This window comes from Halomonas sp. GFAJ-1 (genome assembly GCF_000236625.2).
Lineage (GTDB): Bacteria > Pseudomonadota > Gammaproteobacteria > Pseudomonadales > Halomonadaceae > Vreelandella.
In genome coordinates this window covers 100,747-115,159 of the sequence record NZ_AHBC01000022.1, presented here as the reverse complement: position 1 = coordinate 115,159, position 14,413 = coordinate 100,747, and the positions used below count along the sequence as shown (strand labels likewise).

General features: G+C 50.6%; 14 protein-coding genes and 1 rRNA gene. 11 read left to right on the top strand and 4 right to left on the bottom strand.

Features of this window, described 5'->3' with window-relative positions:
- Positions 1 to 22 precede the first annotated feature (22 nt).
- The 3 genes from rrf to hrpB all read left to right on the top strand — a co-directional run bounded on the left by rrf (position 23) and on the right by hrpB (position 3,678).
- Positions 23 to 138 (top strand): 5S ribosomal RNA (rrf, locus tag MOY_RS06075).
- A 424-nt stretch (positions 139 to 562) separates the two neighbouring features.
- Positions 563 to 1,222: a TetR family transcriptional regulator C-terminal domain-containing protein gene (locus MOY_RS06070; protein WP_009097648.1), complete on the top strand. Its 660-nt coding sequence runs from the start codon at positions 563 to 565 to the stop codon at positions 1,220 to 1,222.
- A 5-nt stretch (positions 1,223 to 1,227) separates the two neighbouring features.
- Positions 1,228 to 3,678, top strand: coding sequence for an ATP-dependent helicase HrpB (gene hrpB, locus MOY_RS06065; protein ID WP_009097646.1), 2,451 nt, complete (start codon positions 1,228 to 1,230; stop codon positions 3,676 to 3,678).
- On the opposite strand, the gene MOY_RS06060 is transcribed toward hrpB, so the two are convergent.
- The 3 genes from MOY_RS06060 to MOY_RS06050 form a co-directional block, all read right to left on the bottom strand.
- On the bottom strand, positions 3,675 to 6,392 hold the full coding sequence (locus MOY_RS06060) for a cation-translocating P-type ATPase (RefSeq protein ID WP_009097644.1): 2,718 nt from the start codon (positions 6,390 to 6,392) through the stop codon (positions 3,675 to 3,677). The genes hrpB and MOY_RS06060 overlap by 4 nt on opposite strands.
- A 115-nt stretch (positions 6,393 to 6,507) precedes the next feature.
- Positions 6,508 to 6,714 carry a hypothetical protein gene (locus MOY_RS06055; RefSeq protein WP_009097642.1) on the bottom strand — a complete coding sequence of 69 codons (207 nt, stop codon included), beginning with the start codon at positions 6,712 to 6,714 and terminating at the stop codon, positions 6,508 to 6,510.
- Positions 6,715 to 6,801: 87 nt separating this feature from the next.
- Complete coding sequence (locus tag MOY_RS06050; protein WP_009097640.1) at positions 6,802 to 7,161, bottom strand: hypothetical protein; 360 nt, start codon at positions 7,159 to 7,161, stop codon at positions 6,802 to 6,804.
- Between the two features lie 131 nt (positions 7,162 to 7,292).
- Between MOY_RS06050 and MOY_RS16880 the strand changes: the two genes are divergently transcribed.
- The 5 genes from MOY_RS16880 to MOY_RS06030 all read left to right on the top strand — a co-directional run bounded on the left by MOY_RS16880 (position 7,293) and on the right by MOY_RS06030 (position 11,897).
- Positions 7,293 to 7,466 (top strand): DUF2970 domain-containing protein, encoded by a 174-nt coding sequence (locus tag MOY_RS16880; protein ID WP_009097636.1) that lies wholly within the window; start codon positions 7,293 to 7,295, stop codon positions 7,464 to 7,466.
- A gap of 126 nt (positions 7,467 to 7,592) precedes the next feature.
- The gene (gene coxB, locus MOY_RS06045) at positions 7,593 to 8,708 is read left to right on the top strand and encodes a cytochrome c oxidase subunit II (RefSeq protein WP_009097634.1); all 1,116 of its coding nucleotides are present in this window, start codon (positions 7,593 to 7,595) and stop codon (positions 8,706 to 8,708) included.
- A 70-nt stretch (positions 8,709 to 8,778) separates the two neighbouring features.
- Positions 8,779 to 10,422 (top strand): cytochrome c oxidase subunit I, encoded by a 1,644-nt coding sequence (ctaD, locus tag MOY_RS06040; RefSeq protein WP_009097632.1) that lies wholly within the window; start codon positions 8,779 to 8,781, stop codon positions 10,420 to 10,422.
- Between the two features lie 27 nt (positions 10,423 to 10,449).
- Positions 10,450 to 11,040: a cytochrome c oxidase assembly protein gene (locus MOY_RS06035; protein WP_009097631.1), complete on the top strand. Its 591-nt coding sequence runs from the start codon at positions 10,450 to 10,452 to the stop codon at positions 11,038 to 11,040.
- Positions 11,037 to 11,897, top strand: coding sequence for a cytochrome c oxidase subunit 3 (locus MOY_RS06030; RefSeq protein WP_009097629.1), 861 nt, complete (start codon positions 11,037 to 11,039; stop codon positions 11,895 to 11,897). The genes MOY_RS06035 and MOY_RS06030 overlap by 4 nt, the downstream gene beginning before the upstream one ends.
- 3 nt (positions 11,898 to 11,900) lie before the next feature.
- On the opposite strand, the gene MOY_RS06025 is transcribed toward MOY_RS06030, so the two are convergent.
- Positions 11,901 to 12,092, bottom strand: coding sequence for a DUF2909 family protein (locus MOY_RS06025; RefSeq protein WP_009097625.1), 192 nt, complete (start codon positions 12,090 to 12,092; stop codon positions 11,901 to 11,903).
- On the opposite strand from MOY_RS06025, the gene MOY_RS06020 reads away from it, so the two are divergent.
- The 3 genes from MOY_RS06020 to MOY_RS06010 are packed head-to-tail and all read left to right on the top strand — an operon-like array spanning position 12,052 to position 14,380.
- Positions 12,052 to 12,780 carry an SURF1 family protein gene (locus tag MOY_RS06020; RefSeq protein ID WP_328287027.1) on the top strand — a complete coding sequence of 243 codons (729 nt, stop codon included), beginning with the start codon at positions 12,052 to 12,054 and terminating at the stop codon, positions 12,778 to 12,780. The two genes, MOY_RS06025 and MOY_RS06020, sit on opposite strands and share 41 nt — an antisense overlap.
- A gap of 15 nt (positions 12,781 to 12,795) precedes the next feature.
- Positions 12,796 to 13,305, top strand: a complete 510-nt coding sequence (locus MOY_RS06015) for a hypothetical protein (RefSeq protein WP_009097622.1) — start codon at positions 12,796 to 12,798, stop codon at positions 13,303 to 13,305.
- A gap of 34 nt (positions 13,306 to 13,339) precedes the next feature.
- Entirely contained in the window at positions 13,340 to 14,380 is a 1,041-nt protein-coding gene (locus tag MOY_RS06010) for a COX15/CtaA family protein (protein WP_035540220.1), read from the top strand.
- The last annotated feature ends 33 nt before the right edge of the window (positions 14,381 to 14,413 follow it).

Here is a 14,413-nt window from a genome sequence, read left to right as displayed (position 1 = left end):
ATGATGTACATTAAAAGTTACGCCTGACGACCATAGCGAGCGTGAACCACCTGATCCCTTGCCGAACTCAGCAGTGAAACCGCTTAGCGCCGATGGTAGTGTGGGGTCTCCCCATGCGAGAGTAGGTCATCGTCAGGCACTTATTAAGAAACACCCCAGCTTCATTTGAGGCTGGGGTGTTTTGTTTGGGCGAAAGAAAACAAGCGTCTCCCCTATGGTTTGTTTGTCGGGCACAAGCGGGAACTGCTTTAGCGAGCCCGAAAGGCGAGTCTCAAGGAGAATATGCGTAAAGCCCCGGAAGCCCAGCGCTGAATGGCCGGAACAGACATCGTCAGATATTTACTCACAGGAAAAAAGCTAGCAAAGCATTGGGTAGCGGCAGCTTGTATTAGTCAGTTCTGTCGATGATGGAAAAAAGTTAAGATGCTCTCTTTGGTGGTATTAACGCCAGCGGATGCCAGGCCCTTGGTTTACCATTAAGTGCTTGGTTACCGCTAAAAGGTTCGAGTGTCATGAATACGCCAGTGTCCACTACCTGTATAAAAATCAAGGAGCTATCTCCATGTCGGCTGAGACCGCTAACCATGAAAATGCCAGTCGAGACCGTATTGAACGAAGTATCTTAAGTGCCGCTGAGCAGGTGTTTTCTCGCCACGGTTACCGCGGCGCTAGCCTACAGGCGATTGCCGACCAAGCCGGTTTGCCTAAAGCAAACATTCTGTATTACATGGGGAATAAGCAGGCACTGTACGTGCGTTTGCTGAACCGCATGATGAGCCGATGGAATGCGGTTCTTGAAGACATTACCCCTGAAAGTGATCCTGGACAGGTGCTGAGTGAGTTTATTCGCACCAAAATGTTGCTTGGACAACGCTATCCAGAAGGTTCGAAGCTCTTCGCCGCTGAAATTTTGGCCGGCGCCCCGTTTTTAAGCGACTATTTATCGGGAGAGCTGAGGGAGTGGGTAGCCTCTCGGGCGGTAATTATTCGTCAGTGGTCAGCACAGGGTAAAATGGACGATGTTGACCCGCGCTGGCTGATATTTTTGATCTGGTCATCTACTCAGCATTACACTGAATATAGTGCCCAGGTAAGCGGCATACTAGGTAGAAATACGCTCAGTGAAGCGGATATTGAATCGATTTCTCAGTTTTTAGAGCAAATAATTTTAAAAGGCTGCGGCATTCGGCAATCTTCCTCGCCTAGCAGTATCCACGCGTAACTATCATGTCTACTTTGCCTATTGAGCCGCATTTAGCCGCCTTGCAAACCGCATTAGATGCTCACAACCGGCTGATTTTGGTTGCTCAACCGGGAGCGGGTAAGACTACCCGTGTGCCGTTAACACTTCTTGGCAGCTCGTGGTCACAGGGGCAAAAGCTTTTGCTGCTAGAACCCCGGCGCGTTGCGGCGCGGTTAGCGGCAAACTATATGGCAGAGCAGCTTAATGAGTCGGTTGGCCAGACGATCGGTTATCGAATGCGTGGTGATAGCAAGGTTAGCGCACAAACCCGTCTGGAAGTGGTTACCCAAGGGGTGCTCACTCGCATGCTGCAGGATGATCCGCTCCTTGAAGGCGTTGCGGGCATTATTTTTGATGAGTTTCATGAGCGTAGTCTTGAAGCGGATCTTGGTCTTGCGTTTGCGCTGGATATACAGCAAAGCATTCGCGATGACCTACGGCTTATTGTGATGTCTGCCACGCTCGATGTCGTCGCGTTGAAAAATGTATTGGGAAACGATACGCCCGTCATTGAAAGCAGCGGTCGACAATTCCCTGTTGAAACACAATATCGTCCTACACGCGGCAGCGAATCGTTAGAAATGGCGGCTTTTCGCGTGATAAGCGAGGCTCTATCATGGCCAGATGCACGCGATGTGCTGGTTATCTTGCCCGGTGTGGCTGAAATTGCTCGACTAGTTCAGACGCTAGAGAGTGACATGCCTGATATTGAAGTGCGTGCATTACACGGACGAATGCCCATCGAAGCACAGCAAGCTGCGTTGAAGCCTCATGAAGTGCGCCAACGTGTGATTGTATCAACCGCGATTGCTGAATCCAGTGTCACCGTAAACGGTGTAAATGTGGTTATCGACGCAGGCCTGGAGCGAGTACCGCTATTTCAGCCGCGTACAGGGTTAACACGCTTAACCACACGACGTGTTAATCGCGCCAGCGCTGACCAGCGCAGGGGGCGGGCCGGTCGGCAGCAACCAGGCATATGTTTCCGCTTATGGCCCCAAGAACAGCCGCTGGTTGCCTATGGCGAGCCAGAAATCGCCCAGGCCGATTTATCTAAATTGGTACTTGAAGTTGCGGTCTGGGGCGTTCAGTCACCCGATGTGCTGGCATGGGTGACTCCACCGCCAAAGGGCGCTTGGCAAAGTGGCCAGGCGTTGCTTGAGCAGCTAGGCATCATTGACTCGGTGACTAAGCTAACGCCGCTGGGTAAGCAGAGTGCACTCTGGCCCCTTGAGCCACGGCTAGCCGTTATGCTGGCAACGTCTTTTTCACTCAATGCGGTGCCATTAGCCTGTGGATTGGCAGCGCTATTAGAGAGTAGAGAGCGCATAAACGGCACTTTACAGGAGGCTTTAGTTCAGCGATTTGGGCAGCCCGCACGGTTTCCCCAGTGGCAAAGAGAGGCTGAGCGCCTGGCTAAAGTAGCGGGTATAGCGTTGTCTCGCAGCGTTAGTTGCGAGCCGTTAGGCGTGCTGCTGGCACTGGCTTATCCGGATCGTATCGGTCAACTTATCACTTCCGGCCGGTTCAAATTGGCCAATGGGAAGACCGCAACATTACCCAGCCGCCACTCCCTGGCAAACGCCCCTTACCTTGTTGCGGTGAGTGTTGAAAGTGCTTCCAAGGATGCAGCCATTTACTTGGCAGAGTCGCTTGCGTTGGCAACACTTGTGCGTTTTTTCCCGGCAACCCAACAGTGGGTGGATCGGATAAGGTGGTCAGATTCCCAAGGCAAGCTTGTCGGCGAAGCCGTTCAGTGTCATGGAGAGCTGGTGTTAGCCTCTCGACCGCTCGGGGAGCTGCCCGCTGAGGCTATTCAGCGTGCATTACTCATAGCGCTGAAACAGCGTCCAAACGTGGTGTTTACAAAGGAGGTACGGCAGCTGCAGGGGCGTATGGCGCTGCTACATCGTCTCTTTCCAGACCAGTGGCCAGACTGGTCAGATAAAGTGTTAATGGATGCGTTGGATACATGGCTTTTACCCTACTTAGCGGGCATGACGCGCATGAGTCAGCTAGAAAAGATGTCCTTTCACACGCATTTACTGGCTTCGTTGAAGTGGGATGATCAGGTTGCTTTTGATCGATTAGCGCCTAAGGCGCTGCCTGTGCCTAGCGGCAGTCAGGTGATGCTCGATTATGCTCCCTGTCATGATGGCCGCCCGCCTGTGTTAGCGCTTAAACTGCAAGAAGCGTTTGGATGGCAAGACTCACCTAGCATTGCTGATGGGCATGCTGTGGTTCTCATTCATCTGCTTTCACCTGCAAGAAGGCCGCTACAAGTAACTCAAGATCTACGTAGCTTTTGGCTAAATGGCTATTCAGAGGTGCGTAAGGAGATGCGTGGTCGCTATCCAAAACACCCCTGGCCAGAAAATCCGTTAACTGCAAAAGCCACTGCCAAGACAACGCATGGCAGTGGCTCAGCGCATTAACGTAGGCGGCGCCATATGGCTTTTTCAATTTCGACTAACGCGTAAATAGCGAGACTTAACAGCAAAATGGCTAACCAGTGCTGCAATTGTAGGGCTTCGCTGGCAAAAATAACCTGCATTATCGGCCAGTAAGTAAATGCTAGCTGTAGGAGCATAATAGCGCCAATCGCTAGCCAAACCATGCGGCTACTAAAAATGCCGTGAAAGGAGAATGTGCTGTTGATGAGGAAGCGACTATTGATTAAATAGGCAGCGCTACCGACCACCAGCATATTGACGGCGGCAGTGCGCGCTAACTCAATGCTTTCGCCTTGGGCGAGAACCCAGCTGAAAACGCTGAAAACACCGCCCAGTAATAGTAATGAGACAAAGATGACACGCCAGAGTAGAAACATATCGAGCAATGCCGCTTTTGGGTCCCGCGGTTGACGCTGCATTAAATCCTGTTCACTTTCCTCGAAGGCTAGGGCTAAGCCGAGTGTGGTAGCCACCACCATGTTTACCCAAAGCGCTTGAAGCGGGGTGATCGGTAGGTTGGTGCCCGCCAGCACCGCCAGCATTATTGCTAAGCCTTGTGCACCGTTGGTAGGCAGAATGAAGGTGATCGTTTTACGAATGTTGTCGTAGACTTTTCTACCTTCAGCTATCGCATTCACAATCGTGGCAAAATTATCGTCTGCAAGTACCATTTCAGAGGCATCTTTTGCTGCCTCGGTGCCTTGAATGCCCATCGCCACGCCGACATCAGCACGTTTAAGGGCAGGGCCATCATTGACCCCATCCCCAGTCATCGCACATATACCGCCCTTTGCCTGCATAGCTTTAACCAGTCTTAACTTGTGTTCAGGCGATGCGCGGGCAAATACATCGACATCCGTAATAATCTCTTCAAGCTGTGTATCGCTCATTGCTTCAACTTCGCGACCGGTAACCACTCGCTCTGTCTGTGAAAAACCTAGTTGTTTGGCAATAGAAAGGGCAGTAGCGGCATGGTCCCCGGTAATCATGACAGGGCGAATGCCTGCTCTGAGACACTCTTTCACTGCGTCAATGGCTTCTTCACGCGGAGGGTCGAGTAGGCCGATGATGCCTAAAAAGGTGAGATCCTGTTGAATATGTTCATGATCAAGAGACGGTGAGTCGGGTGATGCTATTTCTGCGATAGCTAACACTCTCAAGCCTTGCGAAGATAGCTCTTCAATCCGTGTTTCCCATTGGCTGCGATCAATAGGTGATAACCCTTCTTGAGTCAACGTATGACTCGACATCTCAAGGAGCCTATCCGGGGCGCCTTTTACCAATACTCGATGCTTGCCATCAAGCTCGTTTACCGTTGCCATATATTTATGTTCAGACTCGAAAGGAATTGCATCAAGTCGCGGATGGCGCTCGCGTAGAGGCTGAATTTCAAAGCCTGCTTTAGCGGCAGCAACGATTAAAGCGCCCTCTGTCGGGTCGCCGACGATGTGGTATGAATCATCACGCTGGGCAAGTTCTGCATCATTGCAAAGCGAAGCGACCTTCAGGAAGTGGCTTAATGCAGTGTGATCTTCTATGGAAATAGAAGAGGGTTGTGATTGAGCATCAGCGTCGACCTGTCGAATATTGCCCTCGGGGTTAAAGCCAGTACCTTCAATGGTGTATTGAGCGTCACCAAGCCAAATAGATGTGGCTGTCATCTCGTTGCGAGTAAGTGTGCCGGTTTTATCGGAAAAAATAGTCGAAATTGAGCCAAGAGTTTCAACCGCAGGAAGGCGCCGAATAATTGCCTTTCGTTTCGCCATGCGCTGAACGCCAAGGGCTAGGCTAATGGTAACAATAGCGGGTAAGCCTTCAGGAATGGCGGCCACTGCCAAGCCTACTGCCGCCATAAACATTTCGTCTAGGGGTTGGTTGTGAAAAAAACTACCTACGGCCGCAGTTAGTGCGGCTGCGCCTAATATAAAGAACGCTAGCATGCTTCCAGCGCGGTCTAATTGGCGCAATAAAGGGGTTTTAAGCTGTTCAATGCCGCGTACTAGCTCAGAAATTTTACCAATCTCTGTTTGGGTGCCAGTTGCCACCACTAGGCCTTTGGCAGTGCCTTGAACAACAATCGTACTGGCATAAGCAATTGAGCTACGTTCAGCTAAATCAGCGTCGGTCGATACGGGGTGGGATTGTTTATCAACCGGTATGGACTCGCCCGTAAGAGCCGCTTCGTCGGTGCAAAAGCGTTTTACTTCAATTAAGCGAAGGTCGGCAGGAACACGGTCGCCACTTTCAATAAGTACCACATCACCAGGAACGACTGTTTCCGCGTCAACGACAGTTCGCTGCCCATTGCGTAACACTGTGGCTTGAGGGGAAAGCATATTGCGTATGCTTTGAATGGCCTGCTCAGCTTTACCTTCTTGAATAAATCCAATTAACGCAATGATCACTACCACCCCGAGGATGGCAGCGGCATCCAAGTGATGCCCCAGCAGAGCGCTGGCAACTGCTGCGATAATCAGGATAAGCATAAGGATGTTATTAAATTGATCTAAAAAGCGCCGATACCAGGGTCGCGCTTGTTCTTGCTGAAGCCTATTCGGGCCATGGGTTTTCAGCCGCGATTCAGCTTCTTGGCTGGATAAGCCGGTCGTGCTTGATTGCAGTGATGATATCGCTTCGTCTGCATCAGTGCTGTGCCATGCAGCAGTGGTTTCATTCGGTAGTGGTGTTTTGGCCATTCCGTGCCCCCTTTAATGTGTCAATACAAAATGCAGTATAGGGAAATATATGCTGCAGTGCAGTGACTGGGGACAAGGCTTAGATGTAATAGTGAAAAGCTAGATGAACGAAACGTTATTCAGGAATATCGCCTGGTAGACGATAGCGAACGCCTTCCGCCCGTTGCTCTTCATAACGTTGGTTTTCATTTTCCGGAACGACGCCCAATACAGTTTCCTGAGAGCCATCTGGCCACGTGTACGTGGTGCAGGCGGTTAAAGGTAGCAACAACCCCAGGGTGATAAAGGGAATGAATACATGAAATTTACGGCACTTGGGCATAGTTGGCTCCATAACCTGGGGTTGCTGCTTCGTTTTAAATAAACTGTGAGCGGCACTATAGGGCGCAACACGCTTGATTGTAAATTATTAGAGCTCTTCCCATAAGCTGCGCCGAAACTCATGGGAAAGCTGAGAAACTTTTGTCAGGCGCTCCATGTTGGCATCGGTGAGCGTCTTAACCATTTCTTGGTAGTGTTCTGTGAACTCAGCAGCGTTGCAGTGGTACGGATTGTCGGTCAGGCACAGCGTTAATTTTTCGCTGCTTTTGGCTAGGGCTTGAAAAAGTTGCGCCTCCATCTGCATAGCCTGAGTCACATTTTCTAACCAAGCAATTTGAAGTCGTACCATGGGCATCGTGCTTAATAAGCAGTATCGATGCCACCACGCCTGCATGGGTTGGGCATCGTCAATCCATGGCATGGAAGGGGTTTTATCGCTAGTTGCCATGGTGAGCTCCTTTTTTGATAGTGGAAACTGAACGGCATGATTTTTAAGATTGCCTATCTTGAACTATAGCTAAGTGCAGCATGAGTGCGCCGTTTTCGTAACGAAATTTGTCACTTTCCAGGAGATGCTCTATGTGGTCGGTTATTAAATCGGTTCTAGCCGCACTTATTGGCGTCCAAAGCGATTTCCAGCGCCAGCAGGATTTCTCAAGTGGGAAGCCCACTACCTTTATCTTAGTTGCCATTGTGGTAACCCTAATTTTTGTGCTGCTGCTCATAGCTGTGGCTAATATGGCGGCGCGGTGAAAAGCGTTGACAGCTTTTGCAAGGTAGTTCGTGACGTATGACACATGTTTTCTATACTGATTCTTATCACATAATCCCACCCTAATTAAAAAGCCGTTAATAACAACAATAACAAAGGAGGTAATTATGCTCTCACCGTGGCGCTGGCTGCTGCCCATAAGCTTTATTTCAACCGCTGCCCAAGCTCAATCCAGCGGGTGGAACATGCCCGTAGGCGTGACAGATATCAGTCGCGATATTTACGGTCTGCATATGACAATCTTTTGGATATGCGTAGTGATTGGCCTGATAGTGTTTGGAGTCATGTTTTACTCGCTGTTCCGCTATCGGCATTCAAAAGGAGCTAAACCAGCGAAATTTCACGAGCACACCACTGTTGAAGTGCTTTGGACAGCTATTCCGGTGTTAATTTTAGTGGGAATGGCCGTGCCTGCCACGGCCACACTTAAGAATATGTATGACACCTCTGAAGCCGAACTAGATGTGATGATCATCGGCCAGCAGTGGCGCTGGCGCTACGAGTATCTTGGTGAGGATGTGGCTTTTAACTCAAGCATGAGCACTCCTTGGGAGCAGATTCGTGGCGAGGAGGCACGTGATGAGCACTATTTACTTGATGTAGATGAGCCACTGGTGCTGCCTATTAACCGCAAAGTACGGTTCTTAATGACCTCAGATGACGTTATCCACTCTTGGTGGGTGCCGGACCTTGCCGTCAAGCAAGATACGATCCCTGGCTTCATTAATGAGAATTGGGTGCAAATTAACGAACCGGGTATTTACCGTGGTCAATGTGCAGAACTCTGTGGTGTTAACCATGGGTTTATGCCCGTGGTGGTGCATGCCGTTGAGGAGGAAGAGTTTGAAATATGGTTAGCGGAACGTAAAGAAGCGGCTCAGCAAGAAGCGATGGGAGTGGATCGGGAGTGGGAGCTTGATGAGCTAATGGCGCGAGGGGAGCCGGTATACCGCGCTATTTGTGCCTCATGCCATCAGGCGGATGGTCAAGGCGCGCCGCCTGCTTTCCCGGCGCTAGCCAATAATGACCAATTAATCGACGACTTGGACTGGCATATCGACCGTATTTTAAATGGCGTTTCGGGAACCGCCATGCCCGCGTTTCGCAATACGTTGAACCCGGTGGAGATTGCTGCGGTAGTGACCTATACGCGTAACGCATGGGGCAGCGACACGGGCGATGCAATTCAGCCAGCGGCAATTGCTGAAAAAATTGTTCAATAAAACGCATGCGTGCCAATCAGCAATGATAGCTACTAACGCTATCACAACAATAAAGTAGGCGGAGAGATTTATGGCGCCCAAACTACCTCCTCAACACTCGCTGCAGCATAGCTCTACCGCAGTGGCTGACGGTCAAGCACCCCATGCGCATCACGAAACGCCTAAAGGGATTATGCGTTGGCTGCTCACGACCAATCACAAAGAGATCGGCTCTTTGTACCTCATCTTTTCGCTGATTATGTTTTTTATTGGCGGTATTTTTGCGCTCGTAGTGAGAGCAGAGCTGTTCCAACCGGGTCTGCAGCTGGTTGAGCCTGAGTTTTTTAACCAAATGACCACAATGCATGGGCTAATAATGGTCTTTGCCGCGGTAATGCCAGCATTTACTGGCCTGGCTAATTGGATGATTCCTCTGCAAATTGGCGCGCCAGACATGGCGCTTCCTCGTCTAAACAACTTTAGCTTCTGGCTGCTGCCCGTCGCGTTTACATTGCTGTTGTCAACGCTCCTGATGCCTGGAGGAGGGCCAAATTTTGGCTGGACATTCTATGCGCCTCTATCAACGACGTATGCGCCGCCTTCAACCACGTTCTTTATTCTTGCCCTGCATATCGCGGGTATTAGCTCAATATTAGGTGCGATTAATATTGTTGCGACTATCCTCAACATGCGTGCTCCTGGCATGCGCATGATGGATATGCCGCTGTTTGTCTGGACTTGGCTCATCACCGCTTTCCTACTTATCGCCGTTATGCCTGTGTTGGCGGGCGTCATTACCATGATGTTAATGGATATAAACTTTGGCACTAGCTTCTTCGATGCTGCGGGCGGTGGAGACCCGGTGCTTTTCCAGCATCTGTTTTGGTTTTTCGGCCATCCTGAGGTTTACATTATGATTTTGCCCGCATTCGGGATTGTCTCCGCCATCATTCCTACGTTTGCCCGCAAACGGTTGTTTGGCTACGCCTCCATGGTTTATGCAACCGGCGCTATCGCACTGCTTTCGTTTTTAGTTTGGGCACACCACATGTTTGTGGTTGGTCTACCGTTAGCAGCAGAGCTGTTTTTTATGTACACCACAATGCTGATTGCAGTGCCAACGGGGGTTAAAGTCTTTAATTGGATCACCACACTGTTTCGAGGCTCAATTAGTTTTGAACCCCCCATGCTGTTCGCACTTGCATTTGTCGTTCTGTTCACCATCGGTGGTTTTTCGGGGCTTATGTTGGCAATTGCCCCTGCCGACTTTCAATACCACGATACCTACTTTGTGGTAGCCCATTTTCACTATGTGTTAGTGCCAGGGGCCATCTTTGCCATTATGGCAGGGGTTTACTACTGGCTTCCCAAGTGGACGGGGCACTACCCCCATGAACGATTAGCACAGTGCCATTTTTGGTGTTCGATTGTGGGCGTAAACCTGACGTTCTTCCCAATGCATTTTGCCGGTCTCGCCGGGATGCCGAGGCGTATCCCTGACTATGCGCTTCAGTTCGCGGACTTTAATCTTGTTTCAAGCATTGGTGCCTTTTTCTTCGGGGTGTCGCAGTTAATTTTTGTGCTGGTGGTGGTGCTGTGTGTCCGAGGGGGTAAAAAAGCGCCTGCTAAGGCATGGGAAGGCGCAGAAGACCTTGAGTGGAGTGTCCCTAGTCCAGCGCCCTTGCATACCTTTGAAACACCTCCCGTGTTTCATCGTGCACAACACGGCGAATAAGGCCTTATATAAGGCAAGGGGAGTGATATGTCTGAATATGAAGTCGTCAGGGCTGCGGGTGTGCGGCGCACCGTCATTCGGTCGATTGCGGCACTGATAGGCATGTTTGCGTTTGCGTTTGCGCTAGTGCCTCTTTATGACGTTTTCTGCCGCATTACAGGCATTAACGGCAAAGTAGATACCACTGCCCAGGCCATCATCCATGAGGAGGTTGATCAGTCGCGCTATATCACGGTGCAGTTTATCACTCGGGGGAGTGCTGGCTTACCTTGGCAAATGAGCGTAGCCACGCGTCAAATGCGAGTACACCCTGGGCAAACGGCTGAAGTGGATTTTACTTTTACGAATAATAGCGCCAAAGAGAGTTGGGGAAGAGCCATCCCAAGTGTTTCTCCCTCTAATGCGACGACCCACTTGCGAAAAGTAAGCTGCTTCTGTTTTCAGGAGCAGCAGTTGCAGGGTGATGAGCGTTTAACCATTCCACTGGTCTTCCAATTGGCGCGAGATCTGCCGGAAGAGATCACAACGATTACGCTGGTTTATACCCTGTACCCAGTTCATAACATGGCACTAGATTCCACAGTGAATAACAACAATAGCGTGGGGGATAAGATATGAGCGGCGGTAACTACTATGTTCCGACGACTAGCAGATGGCCCATTCTCGGCTCACTGGCGCTGGGGGTCATGATGGTGGGGGCAGGTTCCCAGCTAGTTTATGACACTGGTGCGTTAGTAATGCTGGCGGGTGTTCTTGGCGTTGTGGCGGTGATGGGGCTTTGGTTCAGGGATGTGGTCAGGGAGTCTATGAGTGGGTTGTACGACACCCAGATGGATCGCTCATTTAGGTGGGGGATGGGGTGGTTTATCTTCTCTGAGTTGATGTTTTTTGCTGCCTTTTTCGGTGCCCTTTTTTACGTTAGAACTTTTGCTATTCCTTGGCTAGGTGGTGAGGGAGAGAAAGGTGTCTCAGCGCTGCTATGGCCAGAATTCATCTCTCACTGGCCTCTGATGAACCCTCCTGATTCCTCTGTGCTAGGTCCTGAGCAAGTGTTCAGCCCATGGCAACTGCCGCTCGTTAATACGCTGATCCTTATCACGTCCAGTATCACGCTAACGGTGGCCCATGAAGCGTTAAAACTGGGCGAGCGTATTACCTGCCGAAACTGGCTTGCTGGCACAGTATTGTTGGGTTGCTGCTTTATCGTTATACAGGGGGTCGAGTACTACGAAGCTTACAACCATTACGGCATTACGCTGGAAGCCGGTATCTTTGGCGCTACTTTCTTTATTTTGACGGGGTTTCACGGTGTGCACGTCATTATCGGTACGATCATCTTAGGCTGTATTCTCGTCCGGATCTGTAAAGGCCATTTTGCTAACGATCATCATTTCGGTTTTGAAGCATCCTGCTGGTACTGGCATTTCGTTGATGTGGTGTGGGTGGGGCTGTTTATTTTTGTTTATGTCCTATAGCGGCTAGCCCAGTTCTCCTGACCAAAAGCCGAATACTAATAGCGCCATGAGAAGGCATGCCAGGGCAACACGCCACTTTAGTGATACCAGCAATCGCTTTGAAGGGGCGCTGTCTCGCAATAAAAAACCAGCGCCCGCTGCAAGGCTAATAACCATGGCAATAAATACTAAGGCAATAAGAAACTGTAACCACATGATGTCTACCTCTGTCAGATTAAGGCGCTTTTACGCGTGGTGTGCTTTTTGGAGCTTGTTAGTTGCATTAGGCATTTTTTTAGGACTATGGCAGTGGGAGCGTGCTAATGACAAGCGTGTTTTGTTAGACGCACGGGCGGCAGCTCCGGCTTTAACGGCGCCCCAAGAGATGCCGCAGGACGGCGCAATGGTAAGATTGAGGGGCGAGTATCTCCCACAACACACGCTCTTTTTAGACAATCGTGTGGTAGAAGGTCGGCTTGGGGTGGCTGTTCTCACCCCGTTGCGCGATGAGCATGGGCAGGTTTGGTTAATACAGCGTGGCTTTATTGAAACAGGCCCAAGTCGTAATGCCCCCGCTGCGCAAACGCCTAGCGGCAGTGTAGAAGTGTTTGGTGAATGGCAAACCACTCGCCCTGGTGGACCATTATATGGGGATAATCAAGAAGGACTCCGTCTGCAGCAAATGAGCTTGATACCTTGGCAAGAAACGCTAGCGCCCATTAGCTACCAGGGGTGGCTACATGCCACGGAAGGAGAAGGTGTTTTTATACCCTGGTGGCAAGCAAATGTAATGCCGCCCAGCCGGCATATTGGCTATGCTTTTCAGTGGTGGGGGTTAACACTTGCAGCTTTCGTTGTAATGATATTGGGTGGCTATCGCATGCGCAAAGACCGCATACAATAATAAGAGGAATGAAGAATGGAGCAGGCTAAAACGGTTCGATATCAGCGGCTCAAATTGATAATGATCTTTATTGTTTTTACAGCGCCTATGGCGACAGCCTGGGGAATGGTTAAATGGGGTTTTGGCATTCCTGCTCAACACACTGCACATGGAGAAGTAGCAGTAACGGCGCCAAATTTATATGAGTGGCCATTGGTTAATGTACCGGAAGGTTCGAAGGATGTATGGACGTTGGCGTTCGAGTGCGCCGTTGATTGTGAACAGCGTAAAGACGAGCTTTGGCGCCTTCACCGTGCTCTTGGCCGTGAAGCGCCGCGTTTGCAGCGGTTGCGCATCGGTGGTTCCTACGAAACCTTGCCCGGAGAGCAGGCTAACCAGTGGCAAGAGTCGCCAGCTTGGCGTAATGAAAGCGTTATTTGGTTACTGGATCCAATGGGAATGCCAGCGTTAGCATTTAATGAACAGGCTAATGCAAGTGATATTCTTGACGATATAAGGCATCTGTTCAAAGTAAATCACCATTAATGTTAGTCGGCACCCTGGGCCGTAAGGAAAGAGCATGCAATACGCAATGGAGCGGCGATTACGTTGGTTGGTGCGCCTCACCTTGGCAGGCACTCTGCTGACAGCCCTAGTGATTTTAGTAGGTGCCTGGACACGTTTAGTTGATGCTGGGTTGGGGTGCCCGGATTGGCCGGGTTGTTATGGGCGCTTGCTGGTTCCCGATAGCGAGCAAGCCGCGCTACGTCATCCTGATGTGCCTCTTGAGCCTTTTAAAGCATGGGTGGAAATGGCGCACCGCTATGTAGCGAGTTTTTTAGGACTGATGGTCATTAGCGTCGTCGCGCTAGGCTGGCCTCTGCGTCGCCGTCCTGGGTACCCTTGGGGCATTAGCCTGGCGTTACTCGTTGTGATTCTAATCCAGGGGGGCTTTGGTGCATTTACCGTAACACTCAAGCTTTGGCCGCAGGTGGTCACTCTCCATTTACTGGGTGGGCTGAGTGTATTAATGCTGTTTTTCTGGCTTCATTTGCGCGTTCGTCACGCATGGAAAGAGAGGGCGATGGGGCGGCAGTCTATTAATTTTTTATGGGCAGCGGCTATTGGCTTACTAGTGATTCAGCTGGCGCTTGGCGGCTGGGTCACCAGCAACTATGCAGGTATTGCTTGTCAAGGGTTTCCCACCTGTAACGGCCAATGGTGGCCAGAGATGGATCTAAGCGAGGGTTTTCATTTAACACAAACGGTTGGGCCTAATTATTTACACGGTCAGCTGCACGCAGACGCACGCACCGCTATACAAGTGGTTCACCGTATTGGTGCCTTGTTTTTGGGTATTGCGTTATTGGTGCTTTGGTGGCGGTATCGCTATTTAGTGATCCTAGGGAAGGCGCTAGCTGTTGTGGTTAGTGCCTATGCCGTACAGGTGGCGCTGGGTATTGCCAACGTCCTTCTGTGGCTGCCTTTATGGCTTGCTTTACTGCATACCGCTGGTGCAGTGGTGCTGACGCTTAGCGTTGGTTGGGCATGGTGGTGCTGGCGGCAAGCACCTGATGCGACACTTGTTGAGCGTCAATTGGCTCCAGCAACTGCCAAGTAGTGAGTTAAAAGTGGGTGTCATTGGTGTAACGAC

Coding starts and splice junctions, on each gene's coding strand:
- MOY_RS06070 (WP_009097648.1), top strand. CDS start 563: ATGTCGGCTGAGACCGCTAACCATGAAAATGCCAGTCGAGACCGTATT.
- hrpB (WP_009097646.1), top strand. CDS start 1,228: ATGTCTACTTTGCCTATTGAGCCGCATTTAGCCGCCTTGCAAACCGCA.
- MOY_RS06060 (WP_009097644.1), bottom strand. CDS start 6,392: ATGGCCAAAACACCACTACCGAATGAAACCACTGCTGCATGGCACAGC.
- MOY_RS06055 (WP_009097642.1), bottom strand. CDS start 6,714: ATGCCCAAGTGCCGTAAATTTCATGTATTCATTCCCTTTATCACCCTG.
- MOY_RS06050 (WP_009097640.1), bottom strand. CDS start 7,161: ATGGCAACTAGCGATAAAACCCCTTCCATGCCATGGATTGACGATGCC.
- MOY_RS16880 (WP_009097636.1), top strand. CDS start 7,293: ATGTGGTCGGTTATTAAATCGGTTCTAGCCGCACTTATTGGCGTCCAA.
- coxB (WP_009097634.1), top strand. CDS start 7,593: ATGCTCTCACCGTGGCGCTGGCTGCTGCCCATAAGCTTTATTTCAACC.
- ctaD (WP_009097632.1), top strand. CDS start 8,779: ATGGCGCCCAAACTACCTCCTCAACACTCGCTGCAGCATAGCTCTACC.
- MOY_RS06035 (WP_009097631.1), top strand. CDS start 10,450: ATGTCTGAATATGAAGTCGTCAGGGCTGCGGGTGTGCGGCGCACCGTC.
- MOY_RS06030 (WP_009097629.1), top strand. CDS start 11,037: ATGAGCGGCGGTAACTACTATGTTCCGACGACTAGCAGATGGCCCATT.
- MOY_RS06020 (WP_328287027.1), top strand. CDS start 12,052: ATGGCAATAAATACTAAGGCAATAAGAAACTGTAACCACATGATGTCT.
- MOY_RS06025 (WP_009097625.1), bottom strand. CDS start 12,092: ATGTGGTTACAGTTTCTTATTGCCTTAGTATTTATTGCCATGGTTATT.
- MOY_RS06015 (WP_009097622.1), top strand. CDS start 12,796: ATGGAGCAGGCTAAAACGGTTCGATATCAGCGGCTCAAATTGATAATG.
- MOY_RS06010 (WP_035540220.1), top strand. CDS start 13,340: ATGCAATACGCAATGGAGCGGCGATTACGTTGGTTGGTGCGCCTCACC.